General features: G+C 68.3%; 20 protein-coding genes. 1 reads left to right on the top strand and 19 read right to left on the bottom strand.

Translation table 11 applies throughout. The features are described 5' to 3' along the window. Positions 1–20: 20 nt before the first annotated feature. The 10 genes from BKH28_RS11090 to BKH28_RS11145 all read right to left on the bottom strand — a co-directional run bounded on the left by BKH28_RS11090 (position 21) and on the right by BKH28_RS11145 (position 9,270). Complete coding sequence (locus BKH28_RS11090; protein ID WP_003780583.1) at positions 21–1,925, bottom strand: heavy metal translocating P-type ATPase; 1,905 nt, start codon at positions 1,923–1,925, stop codon at positions 21–23. Beyond that, complete coding sequence (gene cmtR, locus BKH28_RS11095) at positions 1,922–2,290, bottom strand: Cd(II)/Pb(II)-sensing metalloregulatory transcriptional regulator CmtR (RefSeq protein WP_003780589.1); 369 nt, start codon at positions 2,288–2,290, stop codon at positions 1,922–1,924. Before cmtR ends, BKH28_RS11090 begins: the two co-directional genes overlap by 4 nt. Positions 2,291–2,378: 88 nt before the next feature. After that, positions 2,379–4,148: a relaxase/mobilization nuclease domain-containing protein gene (locus BKH28_RS14025; protein ID WP_256695840.1), complete on the bottom strand. Its 1,770-nt coding sequence runs from the start codon at positions 4,146–4,148 to the stop codon at positions 2,379–2,381. Next, positions 4,145–4,735, bottom strand: a complete 591-nt coding sequence (locus tag BKH28_RS11110; protein WP_009212769.1) for a hypothetical protein — start codon at positions 4,733–4,735, stop codon at positions 4,145–4,147. Before BKH28_RS11110 ends, BKH28_RS14025 begins: the two co-directional genes overlap by 4 nt. After that, positions 4,732–6,141 (bottom strand): Rep family protein, encoded by a 1,410-nt coding sequence (locus tag BKH28_RS11115; RefSeq protein ID WP_256695842.1) that lies wholly within the window; start codon positions 6,139–6,141, stop codon positions 4,732–4,734. Before BKH28_RS11115 ends, BKH28_RS11110 begins: the two co-directional genes overlap by 4 nt. Positions 6,142–6,492: 351 nt before the next feature. Next, on the bottom strand, positions 6,493–6,741 hold the full coding sequence (locus BKH28_RS11125) for a hypothetical protein (protein WP_003780556.1): 249 nt from the start codon (positions 6,739–6,741) through the stop codon (positions 6,493–6,495). Continuing rightward, positions 6,741–6,953 carry a hypothetical protein gene (locus BKH28_RS11130; RefSeq protein WP_003780572.1) on the bottom strand — a complete coding sequence of 71 codons (213 nt, stop codon included), beginning with the start codon at positions 6,951–6,953 and terminating at the stop codon, positions 6,741–6,743. Before BKH28_RS11130 ends, BKH28_RS11125 begins: the two co-directional genes overlap by 1 nt. Positions 6,954–7,134: 181 nt before the next feature. Beyond that, the gene (locus BKH28_RS11135) at positions 7,135–7,584 is read right to left on the bottom strand and encodes a hypothetical protein (protein ID WP_075379513.1); all 450 of its coding nucleotides are present in this window, start codon (positions 7,582–7,584) and stop codon (positions 7,135–7,137) included. A 48-nt stretch (positions 7,585–7,632) separates the two neighbouring features. Beyond that, on the bottom strand, positions 7,633–8,700 hold the full coding sequence (locus tag BKH28_RS11140) for an LLM class flavin-dependent oxidoreductase (RefSeq protein ID WP_075418861.1): 1,068 nt from the start codon (positions 8,698–8,700) through the stop codon (positions 7,633–7,635). 87 nt (positions 8,701–8,787) lie between these two features. After that, entirely contained in the window at positions 8,788–9,270 is a 483-nt protein-coding gene (locus tag BKH28_RS11145) for a methyltransferase family protein (RefSeq protein WP_075418879.1), read from the bottom strand. Between the two features lie 323 nt (positions 9,271–9,593). Here BKH28_RS11145 and BKH28_RS11150 point away from each other — a divergent pair, with 323 nt between their 5' ends. Continuing rightward, a complete protein-coding gene (locus BKH28_RS11150) occupies positions 9,594–11,798 on the top strand; it encodes a hypothetical protein (RefSeq protein WP_075418862.1) in 2,205 nt (734 codons plus the stop codon). A 28-nt stretch (positions 11,799–11,826) separates the two neighbouring features. Here BKH28_RS11150 and BKH28_RS11155 read toward each other — a convergent pair whose 3' ends face one another. From BKH28_RS11155 to BKH28_RS11195, 9 genes are all read right to left on the bottom strand, one after another. Further along, positions 11,827–13,536, bottom strand: coding sequence for an MDR family MFS transporter (locus tag BKH28_RS11155; RefSeq protein ID WP_075418863.1), 1,710 nt, complete (start codon positions 13,534–13,536; stop codon positions 11,827–11,829). Positions 13,537–13,627: 91 nt separating this feature from the next. Beyond that, on the bottom strand, positions 13,628–14,368 hold the full coding sequence (locus BKH28_RS11160) for a TetR/AcrR family transcriptional regulator (RefSeq protein WP_075418864.1): 741 nt from the start codon (positions 14,366–14,368) through the stop codon (positions 13,628–13,630). 381 nt (positions 14,369–14,749) lie between these two features. Continuing rightward, positions 14,750–15,199, bottom strand: coding sequence for an RpiB/LacA/LacB family sugar-phosphate isomerase (locus BKH28_RS11165; RefSeq protein WP_075418865.1), 450 nt, complete (start codon positions 15,197–15,199; stop codon positions 14,750–14,752). Positions 15,200–15,253: 54 nt separating this feature from the next. After that, a complete protein-coding gene (locus BKH28_RS11170) occupies positions 15,254–16,078 on the bottom strand; it encodes a class I SAM-dependent methyltransferase (protein WP_075418866.1) in 825 nt (274 codons plus the stop codon). A gap of 50 nt (positions 16,079–16,128) precedes the next feature. Further along, on the bottom strand, positions 16,129–16,314 hold the full coding sequence (locus tag BKH28_RS11175; protein WP_081380129.1) for an FAD-dependent oxidoreductase: 186 nt from the start codon (positions 16,312–16,314) through the stop codon (positions 16,129–16,131). A gap of 200 nt (positions 16,315–16,514) precedes the next feature. Further along, complete coding sequence (locus BKH28_RS13890; protein ID WP_256695847.1) at positions 16,515–16,637, bottom strand: hypothetical protein; 123 nt, start codon at positions 16,635–16,637, stop codon at positions 16,515–16,517. Positions 16,638–16,908: 271 nt separating this feature from the next. After that, positions 16,909–17,358, bottom strand: a complete 450-nt coding sequence (locus BKH28_RS11185) for an RpiB/LacA/LacB family sugar-phosphate isomerase (protein WP_075418867.1) — start codon at positions 17,356–17,358, stop codon at positions 16,909–16,911. A gap of 108 nt (positions 17,359–17,466) precedes the next feature. Continuing rightward, a complete protein-coding gene (locus tag BKH28_RS11190) occupies positions 17,467–18,900 on the bottom strand; it encodes a dihydrolipoyl dehydrogenase family protein (RefSeq protein ID WP_256695849.1) in 1,434 nt (477 codons plus the stop codon). Positions 18,901–18,958: 58 nt separating this feature from the next. Beyond that, the gene (locus BKH28_RS11195; RefSeq protein WP_256695851.1) at positions 18,959–19,108 is read right to left on the bottom strand and encodes a helix-turn-helix transcriptional regulator; all 150 of its coding nucleotides are present in this window, start codon (positions 19,106–19,108) and stop codon (positions 18,959–18,961) included. Between the last annotated feature and the right edge of the window lie 94 nt (positions 19,109–19,202).

The raw sequence follows: 19,202 nt of genomic DNA on the forward strand, positions 1-19,202 counted from the left end.
TATGGCGTTGGACGGAACACCTATTGCTTGCGGGCACGCGCAGCCCGCAGTCCGTTGGCGATGACGACGACTTCGGCGACCTCGTGCACGAGGACGACCGCTGCCAGGCCGAGCACGCCGGTGATCGCCAGCGGCAGCAGCACAGTGATGATCGCCAAGGACAGCACGATGTTCTGGTTGATGATCCTGCCGCCGCGGCGGGCGTGGCGCAGAGCCTGCGGGATGAGGCCGAGGTCGTGGCCGGTGAAGGCGACGTCGGCGGACTCGATCGCGGCGTCGGAGCCGGTCGCGCCCATCGCGATGCCCACGGTCGCCCCGGCCAGGGCGGGCGCGTCGTTGATGCCGTCGCCGATCATCGCGGTCGGCGACGTCTCCGAGAACCCGGCGACGATGCGAGCCTTGTCCTCGGGACGCAGCTCGGCGTGCACGTCGCCGATCCCGGCCAGCTTCGCCAGCGCAGCAGCGGTGCGGGAGTTGTCGCCGGTGAGCATGCTCACCTCGACGCCCTGGTCGCGCAGGGTCCGCACGACCTCGGGGACCTCGGGGCGCAGCTCGTCGCGGACGCCGATCGCCCCGGCCAGGAAGCCGTCGACGGTGACGAGCACGCAGGTCTGCCCCTCGGCCTCCAGGTCCTCGACCCGGGCCTTGAGCGGACCGGCGTCGATCCAGCGCGGACTGCCCACCGCCACCCTGCGGCCGTCGACCAGGCCACCGATGCCGTGCCCGGCCTCCTCGGCCACGTCCTGCGCGGCGGGGGTTCCCCGGCCCGCGGCGGCGATGGCGGCGGCGAGTGGGTGCGTCGAGTGCTGCTCCACGGCGGCAGCCCAAGCAAGCACCTGCGCATCGTCGAACCCATGGGCGGCGACGATGGCGGTTACCTCGGGCCGGTTGCGGGTCAGAGTGCCGGTCTTGTCCACGGCCAGGTGCCGGATGCCGCCGAGGCGCTCGAAGGCGGCCCCGCTCTTGATGACGACGCCGAACTTGGTCGCCGCGCCGATCGCGGAGACCACGGTGACGGGCACCGCGATCGCCAGCGCGCAGGGGCTGGCCGCGACGAGGACGACCAGGGCGCGGGTGATCCAGGTCTCCGGGTCGCCGAGCAGGGACCCGAGCACGCCGACGAGGACGGCGAGGACCATCACGCCGGGCACCAGCGGGCGGGCGATCCGGTCAGCGATCCGGGCTCGGTCGCCCTTCTCGGCCTGGGCCTGCTCTACCAGCTCCACGATCGTGGTCAGCGAGTTGTCGGTGCCCGCGGCGGTCGCCTCGACCTCCAGCACGCCGGCGCTGTTGATCGCGCCCGCCGACACCGCTTCTCCGGGCGCGACCTCGACCGGGATCGATTCACCGGTGATCGCCGAAGTGTCCAGGCTCGACCGGCCCGAGCGGACCAGCCCATCGGTCGCGACCCGCTCGCCAGGGCGGACCAGCAGCACGTCGCCGACGGCGATCTCCCTGGCCGGGACCGAGGCGGAGGTCCCGTCGCGCAGCACGGTCGCGGTCTCCGGCACGAGCTTCAGCAGCGCGCGCAGCCCGCCGCGGGCGCGGTCCATCGCCTTGTCCTCCAGGGCCTCGGCGATCGAGTAGAGGAACGCCAGCGCGGCCGCCTCCTCGACGTAGCCGAGGATCACCGCGCCCACGGCGCTGATCGTCATCAGCAGCGCGATCCCGAGCTTGCGCTTCACAACGAGATTCCGGATCGCACCGGGCACGAACGTGTACGCGCCCAGCAGCAGGCCCGCCCAGAACGCGACCAGCGCCGCGATGTGCAGCCCCGACCACTCCAGCGCCAGGCCGGTGCCGAACGCGACGCCGGAGAGGATCGGCACGACCAGGCCGGGATCACGCCACCACGGGCGCTCTGCCTCCTCTGCCTCGTCCGCGGGGCTGGTCGTCGGCTCGTCGCAGCCGCAGGCGGCGCTCACGAGGCGTCCCCCGAACTGCTCGCGGCGCAGCAGCCCGGCACCGAGCAGGCCGGGTCGATGCACGGCGCGCTCTCGTCCACGGCGAGGGTCACATCGACCAGTGCCGTCAGCGCCGCAGCCAGGTGCGGGTCGGCGATCTCGTAGCGAGTCTGGCGGCCCTCGGGCTCGGCGACCACGATCCCGCAGTCGCGCAGGCAGGTCAGGTGGTTGGACACGTTCGAGCGGGTCAGCCCCAGCTCGCGCGAGAGCACCGCGGGGTGGCTCGGGCTGTCGAGCAGGGACATCAGGATGCGGGAGCGCGTCGGGTCGGCCATGGCCCGGCCGAGCCGGTTCATGACGTCAAGACGCGAAGCAATGGTCAGCATGCACTGAACTATACAGCAGCCGCTGACCTAATGTCCAGTTGTCGCGGCTGCCGCACGCGCTGCGCGCGCTTGCCCTCGTGAGGCGTGATCACCTCTTGCGCCAGCGGGGCCACTTCGGCATCCCGCGGCCCTTCCAGGTCTCCACGAGACCCGCAACCCAGCGGACGGACGCGAAGAGCCCGTAGCCGGCCCCGGCGAGGCCAGCGCCGACCACGAGCCACCGGCCGATGCCGAGCCACACGCTCCCGTCCACGTCCAGCGCCCACTGAACACCCGTGATGAGCCCGGCGATGCCCATCCAGAGACCGGCGACGACCACGGCCACCGGCAGGAGAACGAGGCACATCGCGGCGGCGGCGGACCAGAGCTGTCGCGCCTCCAGCTTCGCCGTCGCGGCGATGATCCGCTCCGCCCGCGCGTTCGAGGCGTCGAGGCTCGCGGTCATCGTGGCCGAAGCCTCCCCGGCGACCTGCTCGACAGCCTTCTCGACCCGTTCCTCGGTGCGCTTCTCGATCCGCTGGACCGCGCCGCCGACCTGGCTCACGAGCTTCTGGTTCGCTGTGACCTGCGCCTTCAGACCCTCAATCGCCGAGGCCGTAGCCGCGCGATTCTTCTGCGCCTCCGCGACCAAGCTCCGCGACGCGGCGTTCAAGCTCTCGCCGTTGAGACTCTGCGCGAACTCGCCGAGCGTGCTCGCGATCTCGTTCTGCCTGCTCTCGATACTCGCGATCCTCGCGGACACGTCACTGGAGGGCGAGGAGGTCGACGCCGGGGCCGTGATCCGCTCCAGCCGCCTCGTCGTCTCCTCGTCCATGACCTTCACGAACCCCGCGAGCTTCTTCTGCTGTTCGGTCAGCGTGGCGATCCTCGTGTTCTGCGCCTCGACGGCGGCGAGGATCGAGGTCAACAGCTCCATCGTCTCCGGACTGCCGAGCTGCTGCTGCGACTGCTCGGGCTCGTTCTGCTGCTTCAGCCTGTCGAGCGCTGCGCTCATGTTCCTTCTCCTTCGGTAGTCGAAGAACGCCTGCGCGCCCTCCGGGGTGAAGTCCGCCGAGAGGGCGCTCGCGCGCTTGCGGCGCTCGGCGCGGCCGGACTCGCCGCGGCGATCCTCGATGTAGAGCGTCCAGGTCTCTTGCCCGGCGCGCTTGCCCTTCTTGCTGACGGGGCTGTGCAACCGCATCCGCGGCACCCGCTCCCCGTCATCGCCGAGCCGCTGGTTCTGCTCCTCGATCACCGAGACCAGACCGGCCTTGTCCACCGCCCGGGGATCGGCCAGCGCCGCGCTCATCCGGTCGCCCATCTCGCGGTCGAGCGATCCCTCGGCGAAGTCCTCGCGGCGCAGCTCCCAGTCCTTCGGTGCGTGCTCCAGCCGCTTCACGACCGAGAGCCCGTGTTCTCGCATCAGCTGGTCGTTCGCCGACTGGACGCCCCGCTGATTCCCGGCCTTGCGGTCGTGGAACGTGCGATAGTCCGAGAGCGCCTTCCCCGTCCGGTTGTTGTGGTTGATGACCAAGATGTGGTTGTGCGGCTTCTTGCCCCGCCCATCCACATGACTGACTACGAGGCAGTCGGAATCCGGGTGCATCTTCTTCGCGAGCTGATAACCGAGATCGTTCACCCGCTGCACGTCCTCCGGACTCTTCGGGTCGAACTCCTCGTCGCTGAACGACTGGCGGTAATGCACCGCCTCGACCTCGCGCGTCGTGTTCTGCGTGAGCGACCGAGCGCGCGCCGAGAACGCGCCGGGGCCTCCCGGCACATCGCACGTGATCGCGATGCCCCGCTCGTCCTCCTTGCCACGGATATAGCGCTCCGTGTCGGCGGCGCTGGCGCTCGCGCTGTAGTGCGTGGTGCTCATGAGGCCGCCCGATCCCCGAGCAGGGCGCGGACCTCGCGCAGCAACTCGATCAGCTCGGGCACCTCCGCCGACAGCGCCACTGACTCACCAGCCCGCGCCCGGCGGTCGAGGTCGTTGACGTTGATCGCCAGCGGGCGAATCTGCGCGGCTAGCTCGCGAGCATCCGCCGACGCCTGCACCCGCGCCTCGACCCCGAGCAGGTGCGCGGCCACGGCGGCGTCCAACTCCTCGCTCCGAGAGGCGTGGAGGGCATCCCGGACGACGGTCCGCACCCACGTGCTCGGAGCCAGCCCGAGCCGCTTCGCACGAGTGCGAAGCGCCGCGAGCGTCTCCTCTCCGAAGTCGGTATCGAGCTTCGCGCGGCCCCCACGACGACGCTTCGCGCCGCCGTGACTCTGACGCACAGCCTCCGCATCAGCCCGACCGGTGTTCACCTGGGAGTCGGTCTGCTGCTCCACCTGTACGCCAGAGTGGCAAGCAGTAGCCGTGTCGGACATTTCGCTGGCGCTCATGTCCTCCCCGGCTGCTTGCGAGGGGCCTCCGGCCCCCTCGACCCCCTGGAAGAGCGCATCGCGTTCGGTGCTCATGCGGCACCTCCGATCAGCGCCAGCGGCACGTCAGGGCTCCGCACCGCGAGCCCGCCCAGCAGCTCAGCAACCGCGCCCTCAGCGTCATGTTCCCCCGAGGTCTCCGGACCGTAGGTCAGTTCCCGCGACCCGACGTTCTGGTGATACGCGTTGCCGTACATGCCGGGCGTGTGTGCGGCGGTCGGGATGCTGCACTGGTGCCACTCGTAGGGCTCGATCTTCCCAATGTGCTGCACGAGGTAACGATTGATGTCGTCGGCGCGATAGACCTTCACGACCGAGGCCAAGCGGCGGATGAACTGGTCCAACGCCTCGTCCACGTTGCCCTTCTGGCGGGCGTAGTAGAAGAACTCGACAGGCTCGATCGTCGCCGTGATGACGATAAGGCGCGGGGCCACCTCGCCCTTGTTCTTGTACCGAGCCTTCGCAGGCGAGGCGTTGTACGGATCAAGCAGCAGCCAGTCGTTCGCATCCATCGCCGAGGCCCGCAGATCGTCCAGCAGCAGCACCTCCTCGCCTCGCCAGTCATCAAGCGGGTTCCCCGTCGCGGCCCGGTAGACCTGCCACCGCTCGCCGTGCGCGTTCGCCGCGTTGATCGCCTCGGTGATGAAGTCCGTGGCGAACCGGGTCTTGCCGATCCCGGCATCCCCATGGACGAACACCACGTGCGTCGAGAACTCACCGGCGCGGAGCTTCGCCGCCGCCCGGTATGCGCGGCGCTGGCCGTAGGCCGACAGCGCGTCGTCGATCTCCCGCTGATGCCGCGAGTAGATGTCGAACAGCTCGTCCGTGAGCATGATCTGATCCCGCGTGAACTCGCCCTGGAGCACGCGCTCGCGCATGTCCTCGAAGTTCTCGGCGACGACCTTCTTCTTCACGTGCGCGCGCCCCTTGAGCAAGGTCTCCCGACGCTGGGCGTCGATCCCGAGGTAGTCAGGCCCACGCACCGTAGCGACCTCCGAAGCCGCGTATTGGTGCTTGTCCGCGTACTTCACGTGCGTCAGATACGACAGCATGTTGTCGTAGGCGTACCGCCCGCGGCCCGGCTTCTCGACGTACTGGGGCTCGACGCCGATGCCGAACGCGAGCCGATCCAGCGGTGCGCTCTTCGCACGGCTGGCGAACTTGATGACCGCGTGCAGGTGATCGGGCTTCGGCTCGATCACCAGAGCCTTCTCCGTGTCGCTCCAGACCTCGCGCTCGTCCTTGTCATGCACGATGCCGTAGGCCTCGACGACCTCGCAGCCGGTGGCCTCGAGCCGCTGCACCACGTAGGCGAGGATCGCCTCGGCTCCCTGCTGGAGCAGCGCGGCCCCGTTCGGGTCCTCGGCAGCCCAGGTCCAGTACGACGGATCGAGGTACTGCGTGAGCCCGATGCTCGTCGGGTTGTTCTCCTGCTTAGCCACGGCGACCACCCCCGCCGCGGACAGCGCGGAGGGCCTCAGAGAGAGTGCGGCGCCTAAATGACCCCCTATTGACCCCCAAATGAGACCCAAAATGATCCCACGAGGCCACGCGACGGAGCGCGGGCGGAACCGACCGCTGACCAGGCACGTTGTTGCAGGACGCGGCAATCGACAAGCCCTTGCCGCGCCCGTAGGAACGAATGAGGCTCCCGAAACTCTTAGAGTGCGAAGCACGGCTGCGGACCGTCATCACGACGACGGGCGGCCCGCCTTCGGCGGGTGCCAGGCCAGGCCCTCCGGGCGGGGTCAGGTCGGCGGGAGCGGTGCTGAGGTTGCGTGCGTCGGCGCGCATCAGCGACCACCGCCCCGGCCGTAGCGCTTGATGACAGCCTGGTGCGTGACGCCGAGGGCGTCGCCGATCTTCGCCCAGGTCACCCCATCGGCGCGGGCGTCGGCGACGGCGATCTCGACGGACTCCTCCAGCACGGAGCGGAGCACGCCGAGGTCGTAGAGACGTGCCTCGGACTCGGCGAGGGAGGGGTCGCCCTGTCGCCAGCGGAAGCCGTTCACGTGGTCGAAGGCGGCGGAGTTGGCGCTCATCAGTGACCACCGCCCATCACGGCGGCGACCGCGGCGCGCTGTCGCGGGGTCAGGGGCGTGCGAGCCAGGCGTTCACCGGCCAGACGACCAGCAGCACGAGCGGCGGCGATGACGGGATCGAGGCCGTCTGCCTGCGGAGAAGGAGTGGAGCCCTGATCGAGGCCAGGGCGGTCGAGCGCGGATGCGCGGGGAACGTCGATAACGACAGACATCGGAAGTCCTCAGACATGAGTATCTTCCGGTTCCCCGCCACGGTAATTGGGCTGTTTGACCGGCTACTCATCCGGGAGCAGAACCCCGCGCTTCTAAGTCGCGGCCCCGGTGGGATCTTCTTGTCTGCAACCATTCTCCCACGAGTCGACTCACCATTGCAATGACGAGTCGACTCATGAGTCAGTCGCGACGCGGCTCTATCCGAATCAGGTCGGGGTCGAATTTCACGTGACCGGGCGTGATGGGCTCGATGGTCACTGTCACCAGCTCGTCCACGAGCATCCGGCGGCGGTCCACGTCCAACACCTTCCACTTCGCCTCGACCACCTCGCGGCGCTCCGCGGTGCCGACCGGCTCCTCGACGTCCGCGAGCAGCTTCGCCGCCGCCGACACCGAACGGTCGAGCAGCTCCGCGTCGATCTCGTCGATGCGGGCCTTCACGTCGTTGATCGCTGCCGTTATCTCCAGGACCGGCTGATGGATGTCGCGCAGCAGCGGGCTCAGCTCCTTCACCCGATCGACCAGGGCGTTCCGCTCCGTCAGCAGCTCCTCGCGATCCGGCCCATCGTCCTCCTGTGGCATCACGAGGTCGTGCACGACCACCGGGGCCTGATCGCCTGCGCCCTCCATGACGGAACCGTATCGCGGCCGGACCGGACGGTGACCGCTGCCGGAGGTCTACACCTCCAGGGAATAGCCCGTCACCGGTCCGGCGGTGTTGGGCTGCCACCCCAGTGCCGGGGCGACATGCTCTGCGAAGGCCTGCAAGATGTGGAGGTTGAAGTCGACGCCGAGCTGGCTGGGGATGGTGAGCATGACGGTGTCGGCGGCATGGAGCGCCTCGTCCCGGGCGAGCTGCTCGATGAGGACGTCGGGCTCGGCGGCGTAAGTGCGCCCGAAGGTCGACTGCAGGCCGTCGATGACGCCGATCTGGTCGTGGGAGTCCTCGCCGCGCAGCGCGAAGAACTTCCGGTCGACCTCGGAGACGATCGGGAAGATGGAGCGCGAGACGCTCACACGCGGGGTCCAGTTGTGGCCGGCCTCCTTCCACGCCTCGCGGTAGCGGCGGATCTGCTCGGCCTGAAGGTGGGAGAAGCCCTCGCCAGTGGCCTCGGTCAGGAGGGTCGAGCTCATGAGGTTCAGACCCTGGCGGGCGGTCCACTCGGCGGTCTCCCGCGAGCCGGCACCCCACCACAGGCGGCGGTCCACGCCGGGGGCGTGCGGCTCGATACGCAGGCGGGAGCTGGCGCCGGGTGCCATGCCACCGCTGGTGTCGAGGTCCGCCTGCGGGACGCCCCGGACGGCATCGAGGAACTGAGCGGTGTGGGCGTGAGCGACGTCGGCTCCGCGCGGGTCGGCGCCGCCGGTGTAACCGAAGGTCTCCCAGCCACGTACAGCCTGCTCCGGCGAGCCGCGGGAGATGCCGATGGCGATGCGCTGGTCGGTGAGCAGGTCGAGGGCGGCGACCTCCTCGGCCAGGTAGAGAGGGTTCTCGTAGCGCATGTCAATGACGCCGGTGCCGACCTCGATGCGCTTGGTACGGGCACCGGCCGCGGAGAGCAGCGGGATGGGGGCCGCGGCCTGGCGGGCATAGTGGTGGACGCGCCAGTAGGCGCCATTGACTCCGATCTCGTCAGCGCCGACGGCGATCTCGACGGCGTCCTTGAGCGCCTGACCGGCGTCGGGGTCGCCAGGGCCGCGACCGTGTCCGTAGTGTCCAAAGCTGAGGAACCCGAATGCTTTCATGCAGCATTCAACTACCGATGCTGCCGAACCATTCCAGCCGACTGCGCGAGCCGCGTCACCCCACCTCAGGTGCCAGACATCGTCGGCTCATGAGCGGGGCTGCGTCGACAGGCCTGACACACCCAGCCAGCGAGGAACAGCCTCCTTGTAGTCGAGGTAGTCCTGACCGAACCTCGCCGCCAGGGCCGCCTCCTCGGCCGGGATCTGGTAGCGGTCGATGAGCCAGACGAAGCCGATCAGGGGAATCACCGCGGACGGGCTCCTACGCGCGATCGCGTGCGAGAGCAGCGCTCCCGCCAGGCCCAGGTACATGGGATTGCGCGTCAGCCGGTTGGGGCCGTCCACAACGAGGTGCTGCGCGCGCTCAACCCTAACCGGGTCGACCGTGGTGCGGTGCCGAAGAAAGTTGCCCGCACTTCCGGCGAGCAGACACAACGAGCCTCCGGCAACAGGAGCGGCCACCGCCATCGATGACGGCGTCACCTCCCGACCACGAGTCATGACGTGCTGCGTCAGCCCTGCCATCGCCAGCAGCACTGCCGGAGGCGGCCGCCTGAAGATCTGTTCCATCACCAGGTCATCCTCTCACCCAGCACGCCCCAGCGGGACATCGGGCTCAGCCACACGACTGCACCGAACCACCAGAACGGAGGTCGCACCGAGGGACCGACTCCTGGAGACGAAGGACAGGAGCCCGCGCTCAAGTGGCGCACGACACTCACAATCAGTACTCTCTCAGTGACTTATCGTTCAACTTCACGTTTGGTTTCGCCATCGTTCGTGTTGCCCCCGTTGAACAATGGCCACACGCTTCGTTCCACCCCAACGAGTTCAGCTGGTTGGACGGCGACACGCGTAGCACCTTCCTCCCCCGACACAATGCGAGAACAGATATGAGACAGCCAGCAAGGACGACCATCATCACGCTATGGGGCGCGCTTATCACCGCCCTTACCCTGGCTCTGTCCATCACCGCGCCCGCCGTTGCCATCGACCCGGGGGGCCGGGAGGAGGCCCTACCCACTACGCCGCCACCCGACCCCAGCGTGCCGAGCATCGGAACCACCGTCCTGAGTGACGGCACCCCCGTCGGCATCGTCGTGGCCGGCGGCAACGGCGGCCTGCTGCACGTCGTGGACCTCAATACCCGCACGCTGAGGTCGCGCGAGCGGCTCGTCCCGGAGAACACCGACGTGCAGCCCTGGGAGTTCGCCACGTTGTCGAACCGGCACGTCATGCTCGCCAGCGGCGGCGGACAGCTCTTCGAGATCGATCCGGACGCCCCCGAGGGACAGAAAGCCACGAATCTGAGCGATCCGTCCCGGCCCGGCTACGAACAGGTCGCCGCCTACAGCACGTTCCTCTGGGACGTCGCCGTCGACGAGCACGACCGGGTCTATGTGGCCACGCAGAGCAATCACGGCGGCCACATCCTGCGATACGACCCCTCCGCCAACCAGGGACGGGGCCAGTGGACCGACCTGCTGCCGGGAGGAGTTCAGGCAGGAGAGAGCGACGTGCGCAGCCTCGCTTACGACAACGGGTTCCTCTACGCCGGGACAGGTACGAAGAACCCCTCCATCGTCCGGATCAACACCTCCACCAACGCCGCCACCAAGCTGGCGGTGCCCAGTCACGTCACCGCCGGCCTCTCCCACCTCGAACGGCTGCAGGTCAAGGCCGGCAACCTGTACGTCGGCACGAATGTCCCGGGCGGCGTCCGGCCGGCCTGCGGGGGAACCTGCGTCCTGGACCCGGCCACCGGGGCGCAGAAGATGAAGGACGGCAAGGCGCTTGAGGTGGACACCTGGTCCAGCCAGGTCGTCACTCGCCCCGGCGAGGCTGAGAAGGTCTACTACACCGTTCAGAGCCACAACACACCGACGCTACAGGAGTACGACCCACGGACCAACACCTCACGGACACTGGCCCAAGGACTGGCCTCCACGGCCAGGCCGAGTCAGTCGAGCTGGGCGACGCACGAGCACTTCATCTCAGCGGGCAAGGACGACGCCAGCATCGCCATTGTCCACGCCTCCGACGGCAGCGCGACGGGCCTCCCCAAGGACGCGAACGGAGGCAACGCGATCCAGGGATCACCTCGCGATATCCAGTCCCTGACGGCAGTCCCCGGCGGAGACCTCTACGCCTCCTGGTACATGACCGCACCGATGCTCCTTCGCGCCACCCCCAACGCGCAGGTGGACAAGACGCAGTACAGCCTGCCCCAGGCCCCGCTGGGTCAGGTCGAGGGCTTCGGGCACAGCAGCAAGTGGTTCGTCACGGGCATCTACCCCAGTGGCGAGCTGGTCAGGTACGAGATGGGGGCCTCCGGGCCGACGCTGGAGAATCACCAGTCGGTGAGGATCACGTCTGATGCCCGCCAGGCGCGGCCGTACGTCATCGTGCCGATCAATGACGACGAGTTCGCCGTCGGCACCTCTCCCAAGAACAAGGCCGGCTCCGGGGCGCTGTCCATCTACGACGCCGCGCACAACAAGATCGACACCTACCCGCTGGACACGATCAACTATGCGGATCCGTCGCTGCGGGGCTTGTTGAGCGACCGCCGGCCGCTGTCGATCGTCCACCACCAGGACAAGCTGTACGTGGGGACCAGTGCCAGCGGCAACGGCATGAACCCCGAGCAGACGGAGGCGAGCGCGCCCAGGCTCTTCGAGTTCGACCTGAAGACGCGGAAGGTGACCCGGGTGATGACGCCGTTCAAGGACCAGCGTTCCATCACGGCCCTGACCTTGGGCAGCGACGGCACCGTGTACGGGACTACCGGCATGCACGTCTTCGCCATGATCCCGGCCGACTTCACGATCGGACGCAGCCGGGCGCTGACCAGGCAGGGCTACGCCGACGCCAACCGCAGTCAGCTGATAGAGCGCGACGGCGTGCTCTACGGGATCATGGCGGGGCGCCTGCGGGCCCTGAGCACGTCCTTGCAGGATGAGGGCACCGTCATCGCCGACTTCGCCACCACGCCTCAAGGAAAGGTCTACGTCAACTCCCTGGCCCTCGGCGCCGACGGCAGTCTCTACTACGCGCGGGGAAGCAGGATCTACCGCTACCGGTTCCCGGCGGGCTGAGGCGGGCGCCCGGCCACCGGGCCGCCCATCACTCTGCGTCAGCCGCCGTCACCGGCTCCGTCGATTCCCGCTCCGCCTGCTGCGGCGCTGAGTCCGTATCCTGCGGCGCCGTCGGCTCGCTGACCGCGCCCTCGGCCTCGGCGACCTGCTCCATCGCGGTCTTCTGGGACAGGGGCACCTCGGGCAGGAAGACGGCGACGACGGAGGTCGCGACGAACAGCGGGATCATCCAGCCGAAGATCGGCAGGAGGGCGTCGGCGTAGGAGCCGGCCACGGCGTCGTGCAGGGCGGTGGGCAGCTTGTTGACCAGGGCAGGAGTGAGCGAGGAGGTGTCGGCGTCCTTGAACTGGGCCAGCGTCCCCAGGACGGCCGGGTCCGCGCTACGGGCCAGCGCCCCGATCCGATCGGTGAGGTTGGAGGTCAGACCGGAGGAGAAGGCCGCACCGATGAGCGAGGCACCCAGAGAGACGCCGACCTCGCGGAAGAAGTTGTTGCCGCTGGTGGCCGTGCCCAGGTGCTTGGCCGGCAGAGCGTTCTGCACCACGGTGACCAGGAGCTGGAAGAACAGCCCAATGCCCGCCCCCATGAGGAAGGTGGCCGCGGAGATCTGCCAGACGGGCGACGTCGTCGACAGGCGGGAGAGCCAGAAGGAGGCGCCGGCGGCGATCAGGGGTCCTAGGACCGGGTAGATCTTGTAGCGGTCGGTGCGCGACACGAGGACGCCTGACAGGATCGAGGAGACGAGCATCCCGATCGTGATGGGCACCAGGAGGAGGCCGGAGGCGGTGGCCGAGTACCCGTAGACCATCTGGAGGTAGGTGGGCAGGTAGCTCATGACGCCGATCATTCCGCCCATCGCGAGCATGCCGACGGCCGTGGAGACGATGAAGGTGCGGTTGGTCAGGATCGACCAGGGCAGGATGGGGTCGGCGGCGCGGGTCTCGACGAAGGCGAACAGCCCCCAGCAGACCAGGCCGACGACGCCCAGGCCGATGATGACGGGGCTGGTCCACGCGTACTGGTTACCGCCCCAGGTGGCCATGAGGACGATGGCAACGGCACCGGCGTTCATGAGCACGAGCCCCCACCAGTCGATGGGGCTGGTCAGGCGGTGACTGGGAAGGCGCAGGACGATGGCAATGGCGACGAAGGCGAGAACACCCAGCGGCAGGTTGATCCAGAAGGTCCAGCGCCAGGAGACCGAGTCGGTCAGCCAGCCGCCGATGATGGGCCCCAGGATGGAGGCGATACCGAACATGGCTCCCATGGGGGCCATGTAGGTGCCGCGCACACGCGGCGGAATGAGGTCGCCGGTGATCGCCTGGGAGGAGATCATGAGACCGCCGCCGCCCAAGCCTTGGATGAAGCGGTAGATGATGAGCTGAGTCATGGTGTCGGCGGTGCCGCACAGGGCCGAGCCGATCAGGAACAGGGCAATGGCCACCAGGAAGAGGTTCTTGCGGCCCACGAGGTCGCCGAGCTTGCCGTAGACCGGCATGGCCACGGTGATGGCCAGGGTGTAGGCGGTCAGGACCCAGGCCATGTGGGCGGCGCCGCCGAGGTCGCCCACGATGGTCGGCAGGGCCGTGCCGACAATCGTCTGGTCCATGGCGGACAGGAACATGACCACCAGGAGCGAGGCGTAGACCGCCCAGAAGCGGCGGTCGGGGTGGAAGTCCGCCCCCGGTTCGTGGAGGGCGGGGCCGGTCGAGGCCGGCGTCGAGGTGCGTTGAGTCATGAGTGAGGCCTTGTCGGTGAGGGCGAAGAAAGGAAACGGTCGGTTCAGTGAGTCGGTGGGAAGGATGGGGGGGGGCGAGCCGCACGCTCAGCTATCCCGGCGAGCTCGACGGCCTCGGGTCGTTGGAAGCGGTGGAGGCCACTACTACCGACCGGGGGTGGGAGACGACCTCGGAGATCGCCTCAACCATGGCGCGGACGGCGTCGACCAAGCGGGCATGGGGGCACTGGCTTGAGTCCTCGGAGGCTCCGGGGGCCTTGGATGCTCCGGGAGTCTCCGTGCGTGCTGCCGCCTCACGGCGTTCCTCCCAGGGGTGGGAGCGCCCGCACCACAGGTCCAGGGAGCTGCGCTGGATGGCCATGGCCAGGGCGACGACGGCGCGGGTGCGCGGGTCGTCAGGCTCGGCTCCCAGCCGACGGCCCGCTGCCTCCGCCAAGGACTGGGCGACGATGCGCAGCCGCTCGTGGACGGCTCGTTCCACCTCCGGGTTGTCCCGCACGATCTCCGGGAAGGACAAGAGCCAGCCGCGCTCAGACTCGACAGCCTCGGCGCCGGAGGCGAGCAGGGAGCCAAGGTCCTCCAGGAGACTTCCGGAGCCGTTGACGAAGGCCTCGATAACCGCGGGAGCCGGAGGCTCCAGGCCGACGACGAGGAGGTCGGCCTTGGAGGAGAAGTGGTTGAAGACAGTGCGCCGGGAGACTCCGGCGAGGGCGGCGACATCGTCGACCGTCATCGCGGCATAGCCGCGCTCCCGGGTCAGGGTGAGCGCGGCGGCGCGGATGGCGGCGCGGGTGCGTTGCGCCTGGGTGGCGCGCAGGTCGGTTCCGGTCACACCATCATCTTGCACTCAGTGCATCATTGCACTCAATGCAGGCGTGCGCGAGGTTCCTCACGCAGGCCGTGCACCGGACATCGCGCCCCCAAGCGCAGCGCGACCGGCCACGATGTGTTGGTCGGTGTCCAAATCGGCCACAAAGGCTCGCCCCCAGTTCGGACACACAGAAAGAAACCGCGCGATTCCGCGGTTCAGTCAGCGGCTATGTCGGGCCTCGGACTCCTTTGTGTCCGTTTTGGACACGGATGCTCTTGCGGTACCTGGGCGGTCCTCAGACACTCTCGTAGACAGCGACCTCAATGAAGTTCCGATAGGGGCCACGCACGTAGAGGCTGCGGATAGTGCCATAGGCACCTATCCGCTCGCACAGGGCCGCCTTCAGGAGCGAAGGTGCGCCTCGTAGGCCTCGATCTCGCCGACCTTGGGACCGTAGTTGCTGGCGGGATCGTGGCGCAGGTCGAGCCAGATATCGATGAGCGCCCAGGCAGCGGGTGCCGCGATGACGTTCTGCCCCATGCACAGGATCTGGGCGTCGTAGTTCTCCACCGAGCCGCGCACGGTGAGCAGGTCGTGCGCGGTCGCCGCACGCACCCCCGGGACCTTGTTGGCGGCGATGGCGGTTCCCACGCCGGTGCCGCAGATGAGAACACCGCGGTCGGCCCGCCCCTCGGCGACCGCTCTGGCGACCCGGAAGGAGACCTCCGGGTAGGTGATGTCCGGTGCGGACAGGTCGACGACGTCGCTCACGCGCTCATCCTCGACCAACCGCTCTTCGATGGCCTCCTTCAGGAGGGCTCCGTTGCCTGGAGCGCCGATGGCGATTCGCATGCGCCAAGTCTCTCAGGCCTCGTCACGGAAGGCGAGTACGCCCCGGTCAATGTGTCAGCGGGACTCTCCTGCCACGGCAAAGTCGGCGACGACCTCATAGAGAGCCCGGCCCTGCCTCATCTGGGCGAAGCCCTCGAGTACCTGTGCAGGAAAGGCTGAGAGATCGGTGGCGTAGGAGGACAGGTCGAAGTTCACCCTGATCTGGGAGACGTGGGAGCTCCAGGTGTGTGCGGCGCAGGGGTCGGCGACCCGGAAGGGCATGGGGGCCGCATCGATTCCTCGATCCCGCACGGCCTGCTCGCTCATCGCGACCATTTCCGGGGACTCGGCGTCGTAGACCAGACGGCCACCGGGAAAGCGGCGGGCCATCGCGTCGACAAGATTCTGAACCGAGCCACTCTCCAGGAAGTAGAAGACCCCGGAGGCCACGGCAATCAGTCCGCCACCGGCGTCGACCTCGTCCATCCAGCGATGATCGGTTAAGGAGAAGGGAAGCTCCCGCTCTCGCTCATGGGGCTCGACCCAGGTGCGTCGGGACTCGAGAACGTCGGGGAAGTCCAGGTTGTAGATCAGCGCCCGACCGTTGTCGACCTCGTCAACGAGACGATCCAGCCCGCAGCCGAGATCGACGACGGCGGCCTCGGGGTGGGCATCCAGGTAGCGCCGGATCTCCGTCACAGCGGCAAGGTGGCGCAAGGCGTAGATGGCGGCGGGCATCTCACCCATATCCATGTCCTCGACGCCAGGGCGGACGGCGGAGACCATCGAGACCAGACGCTCGGACCAAGAGTCCTGAAAGCAGCTCGGCCAGCTTCGCGCAGCACGAGCCCGCCCCAGAAGCGGGAAGAAGAGAGTCTCCTGAACCCCTGCGCCGATCATGGTCTCATCCTAGGAGACGGCACCACCGATGTCGATACTGACAATCACATTCATTCTCCTTCATAGGAGGCCTCGCTGGTGAAGGACTCGATGAGCCGGGAGGCGAAGGACTCCGCAGCCGACAGGAGGCGGGGACCACGCACCAGCATGGTGACATCGCAGCCCAGGGCGGACATCCACGTGGCGGCCTCGCAGGCGACGACCCCGCCACCGACGACGATGAGATGCTGCGGGATCTACGGCATGTCGAGCCTCAGGCCAACCGCAGCGGAGTGATGGCATCGATCTGCATCGAAAGACGGTCCTCCGCCACGTCAAGGTCGTATTGGGTCTGCAGGTTCAGTCAGAACTGCGCGGATACCCCGAAGTACGTGCCGAGCCGCAGCGCCGTATCCGCGGTCACCGCAGGCTCGGAGGGCGAGCTCCCATCCCTGGCTCAGGAGGTCAGAGGGTCGTAGGCGGTGACGGCGCAGACACCCAGGAGGAGGATGCCGAAGGCGGTCGTCAGGATCGAGGCCGAGGCCCGCCTCGCCAACGGCCCACCGAGGAGCCCTCCCACCTCTCCCCCGGCACCCCGCCTCACTTCGACAAAAACTCAGAAACGACGCGGCTCCGGGTCGTTTCTGAAGTTTTGGTCGGTGAGTGAAAATTCCGTCTTGGCGCCCCTTCCAGCGAGCAGTGCCATCATGGGGAGCGTGGACGCAAGAACCGAGCACACACCGGTGGACGCCTGAGGGACCCGACATGAGACGCGCACTGCCCACCGTGGAGCTCATGGGCGCTGGGATCGTCATCTACGGTGCCACCCAGGCGCTTCGACGAGGCCGCCGTCAGGAGTGGAGACGCGTCTCGTAGGCGGTGATCTCGCCGACCTTGGGGCCGTAACTGCTGGCGGGATTGTGGCGCAGGTCGAGCCAGATGTCGATGAGCGCCCAGGCGGCGGGGGCCGCGATGACGTTCTGCCCCATGCACAGGATCTGGGCGTCGTAGTTCTCCACCGAGCCGCGCACGGTGAGCAGGTCGTGCGCGGTCGCCGCACGCACCCCCGGGACCTTGTTGGCCGCGATGGCGGTTCCCACGCCGGTGCCGCAGGTGAGAAGCCCTCGGTCAACCCGCCCCTCGGCGACTGCCCGGGCGACCTGGAAGGAGACCTCCGGGTAGGTGATCTCCGGCGTGGACAGGTCGAGGACGTCGCTCACGCGCCCGTCCTCAGCCAGTCGTTCCGCAAGAGCGTCCTTCAGGAGGGCTCCATTGCCCGGGGCACCGATGGCGATTCGCATGCGCCCAGTCTCTCAGACTGATGCCACTCAAGGCGAGGCTGCTCCAGGCTGATATCGCTGAAGACCTCTCATCCGCTTCCCATGGACGCCACGTGGCGCCGCCGCATATCACCTCTTCGGGTGGAGCAACTCGCTCGGGAGGGATTCGATGAGGCGCAGCCATATCTCACTGGCGGTGGGGTAGGCGGGCACGGCGTGACGCAGCCGATGGACGGGGACGCCCGCAGTGATGGCGACGGTGGCGGCGTGGATGAGCTCACCCGCACCGGGGCCGACGAAGGTGGCTCCCAGCACGGCCCCCGTCTGCCGGTCGACGACGAGCTTGGCCTCACCGTGGGCATCGTCGCGCAGGAGGGCAGCTCCAGCAGCCGAGGTGTAACCGACCTGGGCGGTGACGACGTCGTGGTCGAGGGCCCGGGCCCTCTGCTCGGTCAGGCCGCTGGAGGCGAGCTGGGGATCGGTGAAGACGACTTGCGGGACCGGGATGCTCTCGGGCACTGGTTCGGGCTCGCAGCCGGCCGCAAGGGCGGCGATCCTCTCCCCTACAACGCGTGCTCGGTACTTGCCTATGTGGGTCAACTGGGCCTCACCACTGGCGTCGCCGACGGCGTAGAGCCAGTCGGGCAGGCGACCGGCCAGGACGTCGTCGGGCTCCAGGCCGACGGTCTCCAGCCCAATGCCGGTCAGTAGCGGGCGACGGCCGGTGGCGACCAGAATCTCATCGGCCTCGATGGTTCGACCGGCGCAGGTGACCGTGACAGGGCCGCCATGGATACGACCGAGCCCGGTGTCACTGGCCTGGGACCGCTCGGCGGCAGTCACCCGAGCATCCGTTATGACGGTGACACCGCGGGCAGTAAGAGCCTCCTCGATGAGCCGGGAGGCGAAGGACTCCGCAGCCGACAGGAGGCTGGGGCCACGCACCAGCATGGTGACGTCGCTGCCCAGGGCGGACATCCACGTGGCGGCCTCGCAGGCGACGACCCCGCCACCGACGACGATGAGATGCTGCGGGATCTCCTGCACGCCGGTGGCGTCACGCGAGTCCCAGGCCTCAAGGCCTTGGAACGCAGCAGGCATGACGGGCTGCGCGCCAGTGGCGAGAACGACAGCGCGGCGGGCGCGAAGGACCCGCTCCCCCTCAGCGGTTCTCACAGCGACGCGCCGTTCACCGTCGAGGCGAGCCCATCCGCGAACGACGTCGAGGCCGGCACCCTCGGCCCAGCGCACCTGAGCAGCGTCGTTGTAGCGGGAAACCCACTCGTCACGACGCTCGAGCAGATCGAGCGCAGACAGTTCGGCAGGGCGCAGGCCACGGAGGTTGGCGGACGCCGCCGCGACCTCGATAGGCACGAGGAACGCCTTGCTGGGCATGCAGGCGTAGTAGGAGCACTCGCCACCCAGGAGCTCGCCCTCAACGAGGACCGCGGTCAGGTCGGTGCCCTTGATGGCGTACTGGGCGACGTTCTCCCCCGCCGGCCCGCCACCGATCACGACGACATCATAGGTGCTGGTCTGCTCAGGCACTGTTTCCCTGCTCATGCCACCGATGCTGCCACGCATCTCGGCCGGCCGGCCGAGATGCGTGGCATGTCGAGCCTCAAGCCACCTGCAGCGGGGTAATGGCGTCAATCTGCATCGAGAGGCGATCCTCCGCCACATCAAGGTCATACCGGGTCTGCAGGTTCAGCCAGAACTGCGCGGATACCCCGAAGTACTTGCCGAGCCACAGCGCCGTATCCGCGGTCACCGCAGGCTCGGAGGGCGAGCTCCCATCCCTGGCTCAGGAGGTCAGAGGGTCGTAGGCGGTGACGGCGCAGACGCCCAGGAGGAGGATGCCGAAG

Origin of the sequence: Actinomyces oris, assembly GCF_001937665.1 — a bacterium.
Lineage (GTDB): Bacteria > Actinomycetota > Actinomycetes > Actinomycetales > Actinomycetaceae > Actinomyces > Actinomyces stomatis.

Excerpts from the sequence above, each read along its gene's own strand:
- cmtR (WP_003780589.1), bottom strand. The coding sequence starts at position 2,290 with ATGCTGACCATTGCTTCGCGTCTTGACGTCATGAACCGGCTCGGCCGG.
- BKH28_RS14025 (WP_256695840.1), bottom strand. The coding sequence starts at position 4,148 with ATGAGCACCACGCACTACAGCGCGAGCGCCAGCGCCGCCGACACGGAG.
- BKH28_RS11110 (WP_009212769.1), bottom strand. The coding sequence starts at position 4,735 with ATGAGCACCGAACGCGATGCGCTCTTCCAGGGGGTCGAGGGGGCCGGA.
- BKH28_RS11125 (WP_003780556.1), bottom strand. The coding sequence starts at position 6,741 with ATGAGCGCCAACTCCGCCGCCTTCGACCACGTGAACGGCTTCCGCTGG.
- BKH28_RS11130 (WP_003780572.1), bottom strand. The coding sequence starts at position 6,953 with ATGTCTGTCGTTATCGACGTTCCCCGCGCATCCGCGCTCGACCGCCCT.
- BKH28_RS11135 (WP_075379513.1), bottom strand. The coding sequence starts at position 7,584 with ATGGAGGGCGCAGGCGATCAGGCCCCGGTGGTCGTGCACGACCTCGTG.
- BKH28_RS11140 (WP_075418861.1), bottom strand. The coding sequence starts at position 8,700 with ATGAAAGCATTCGGGTTCCTCAGCTTTGGACACTACGGACACGGTCGC.
- BKH28_RS11145 (WP_075418879.1), bottom strand. The coding sequence starts at position 9,270 with ATGGAACAGATCTTCAGGCGGCCGCCTCCGGCAGTGCTGCTGGCGATG.
- BKH28_RS11150 (WP_075418862.1), top strand. The coding sequence starts at position 9,594 with ATGAGACAGCCAGCAAGGACGACCATCATCACGCTATGGGGCGCGCTT.
- BKH28_RS11155 (WP_075418863.1), bottom strand. The coding sequence starts at position 13,536 with ATGACTCAACGCACCTCGACGCCGGCCTCGACCGGCCCCGCCCTCCAC.
- BKH28_RS11165 (WP_075418865.1), bottom strand. The coding sequence starts at position 15,199 with ATGCGAATCGCCATCGGCGCTCCAGGCAACGGAGCCCTCCTGAAGGAG.
- BKH28_RS11170 (WP_075418866.1), bottom strand. The coding sequence starts at position 16,078 with ATGATCGGCGCAGGGGTTCAGGAGACTCTCTTCTTCCCGCTTCTGGGG.
- BKH28_RS11185 (WP_075418867.1), bottom strand. The coding sequence starts at position 17,358 with ATGCGAATCGCCATCGGTGCCCCGGGCAATGGAGCCCTCCTGAAGGAC.
- BKH28_RS11190 (WP_256695849.1), bottom strand. The coding sequence starts at position 18,900 with ATGAGCAGGGAAACAGTGCCTGAGCAGACCAGCACCTATGATGTCGTC.